Source organism: Methanobrevibacter sp., assembly GCF_045541095.1.
Classification (GTDB): domain Archaea; phylum Methanobacteriota; class Methanobacteria; order Methanobacteriales; family Methanobacteriaceae; genus Methanocatella.
Genome location: NZ_JAZQIJ010000021.1, coordinates 1 through 2876, shown reverse-complemented (window position 1 = coordinate 2876; position 2876 = coordinate 1). Strand labels below are relative to the sequence as shown.

Below are 2876 nucleotides of genomic sequence, written 5' to 3'. Positions count from 1 at the left end.
TATAAATAGTTATATTTTTAAAAATTACCAAAAAATGCAAAAAAGGTTCAAAAATACAAAAATTAATTAAAAAAAATTCAAGTAAAATGAAAAAAAAGAGAATTTAAAATTAAATCTGTTTACTCTTCCAGCAGAATTATGTTTTTTGGGTTCACTTTCAAATACTGAGGAATCTCAAATTCATGTTCATGAATCTGTTTATCCACTTTCCACCACAAACCGTTTGCCAATGTTATATCCCATTCAAACGGCCTTTCCAATTTTTTTGAATTTATGGTTTCAAACACGTTTAAATCATCTTTATCTGCAGGAGAAAAATCATGTGCTCTTATTCCGATATGAGTAATGTTTGGTGAAATTTTTTGAGACACTTCAAATATTAAATCCCAATCCAACGATTTAACGTGATAATCGTCTAAAATCTCAATCTTTGAGATATTTTTACAACCTGTAAGTCTTGCAACGGAAACCCTTTTCGGATTTTCAAACATTTCATGAGTATGTCCTTTGGCTATGATTTTGCCTTTATCCAAAATCAGGAGTTCATCACAGAACTGGAATACCTCATCACGGTCATGAGTTACCAAAATGGAAAACCCTTCAAAATCCTTAAGGATATTTGAAAGTTCTGTACGCAGCTGCTCTTTTAAGAATGTGTCCATAGCACTGAAAGGTTCATCAAGCAATAATACGTCCGGACCATAAGCCATTATACGTGCTAAAGCAACCCTTTGCTGCTGGCCTCCAGACAACTGCCTAGGATATCTTTTTTCCAATCCTTCTAGATGGAAGCGTTTAATCATTCCAGATACGATATTCTTATCATAATTCTTCGGAAGTCCTGCTGCGACATTTTCCTCAACAGTCATGTTTGGAAACAAAGCATAATTCTGAAAAAGATACCCCACGTTTCTTTTTTGAGGTTTGAGATTGATTTTCTTATCGGAGTCAAAATAAACCGTTTCACTATCAGTCGTCAGGCTTACAATACCCTTATCAGGATCAACAATGCCCGCAACGGATTTTAATGTCATACTTTTACCGCAACCAGAAGGACCAAGAATGCCCAAACATCCTTTTTTCAATTCAAAATCAACATTCAAGTCAAATTCTTTGAGTTTCTTTTGAATATCCACTTTTAACATTTTATCCATTAACAATCCTCCTGAAACCATACATTATTTCCATTGCCTTTCCTTTCGAATTGAAACATAATCCATAATGAAAATGGCTATGAATGATATGATGACGATAAATATCACATAATTGAATGCATCTCCCATATTTCCAGCGGCCACTTCGGAATATACTGCCATTGGCAGAGTTCTTGTTTGTCCTGCAATGTTTCCGGCAAGCATTGCAGTTGCACCAAATTCGCCCAGACCTCTCGCATATGCAAGAATTCCTCCGCTGATTATTCCAGGCAATGCATTTGCAAATAGGATTTTCCAGAAAATTTTCCACTCTGACATTCCCAGTGTACGGCCGGCATCCAGCAGGTTGGAATCTACCTGTTCAAATGCTCCTCTTGCAGAACGATACATCAGCGGAAATGACATTACAACTGCCGCAATGACTGTTGCGGTCCATGAAAAAGCAATTTTAACAGTGAAAAAATCAATGAAAAATTTACCGATTGGTCCTCTGACACCAAAAATATACAATAAAAAGAATCCCACTACAGTAGGAGGTAAAACGATTGGCAATGTGAAAATCCCATCAAGAACTATTTTTATGGTATCGTTTTTCATCTTGACAATACCCCAAGCAACAATCAAACCTACAAAAAAGGTTATGAAAATTGATAAGCTTGCAGTTTTCATTGAAATGAAAATCGGGGACCAGTCCATTGCCATGTCTTTATACCTTCACATAATTAATAATTAAAAACCAAATCTATTCATGAATACTAAAACCATATTCTACAAATACATCTTTAGCTTCTTTAGTTTGTAAAAAGTCCATAAATGCTTTTGTTGCATTTGAATCTGTTGAATTTTTAAGAGCTGCTATAGGATAGATAACAGGAGTTTTTAAATCATCACCAGAAGCTTCACAAACTACTTTAACATCACCAGTAGATTTAGCATCGGTAGCGTATACAATACCACATTCAGCAGAACCTTGAGCTACTTGGTTTAATACAGCGGTAACGTCAGTACCTAAAGACAATTTGGACTCTACATCGCTCCAGACACCAGTATTGTTCAATACTTCTTTAGCATATTGACCTGCAGGCACGGATTCAGGATCACCGATAGCGATGTTACCGTCAATATTTTTCAAATCTTCAAATGAAGATATGTTGGTTGTTGAATTAGCAGGAACTATTAAAACAACTTTGTTTTCTAAAAATTGAAGATTTGTACTGTTATCAACTAATCCTTCCTCAGCTAAAGCATTCATCTGTTTGTTAGCAGCAGACATAAATACATCCGCTTTTAAACCGTTTTCAATTTGAGTTTGTAAATCTCCACTTGAAGCGTATGTAGGAGTGACTTTTACTCCAGGATATTTTTCCTGAAACATTGGAATTAATTTTTCGTCAAACGCATTTTTCAAACTAGCGGCTGCAGCCAAATTAACTTCCTGTCCATTGAGGCTTGTATCATTAGCATTGCTACTGCCAAAGTCAAACCATCCTGCGGAACATGAACCAATACTAACAACTGCCACTATAGCAAAAATAGCAATAAGTAATATTTTTTTATTCATTTTTCCCCACCTTAAATAATTAATACACTATCCGACATTAAATTCAAATAATTAAAGATTTACAATTGAATGCTTGAAAAATCATCAGATAATATCATTCACATCTAACTTAAATTAAATATAATAATCTTGCTAAAATCCAAAAAAACACAACATTAAAC

The 2876-nt window shown here is 34.6% G+C and carries 3 protein-coding genes; all 3 read right to left on the bottom strand.

Annotation, left to right across the window (positions count from 1 at the left end; all coding sequences use genetic code 11):
* Positions 1-119: 119 nt before the first annotated feature.
* Genes ACKI2P_RS00920 through modA form a run of 3 tightly spaced genes read right to left on the bottom strand, consistent with a single transcriptional unit; the run spans position 120 to position 2715 of the window.
* On the bottom strand, positions 120-1154 hold the full coding sequence (locus tag ACKI2P_RS00920) for a sulfate/molybdate ABC transporter ATP-binding protein (protein ID WP_407374351.1): 1035 nt from the start codon (positions 1152-1154) through the stop codon (positions 120-122).
* 24 nt (positions 1155-1178) lie between these two features.
* On the bottom strand, positions 1179-1850 hold the full coding sequence (modB, locus tag ACKI2P_RS00915; protein WP_407374353.1) for a molybdate ABC transporter permease subunit: 672 nt from the start codon (positions 1848-1850) through the stop codon (positions 1179-1181).
* Between the two features lie 46 nt (positions 1851-1896).
* A complete protein-coding gene (modA, locus tag ACKI2P_RS00910) occupies positions 1897-2715 on the bottom strand; it encodes a molybdate ABC transporter substrate-binding protein (protein WP_407374349.1) in 819 nt (272 codons plus the stop codon).
* Positions 2716-2876 lie beyond the last annotated feature (161 nt).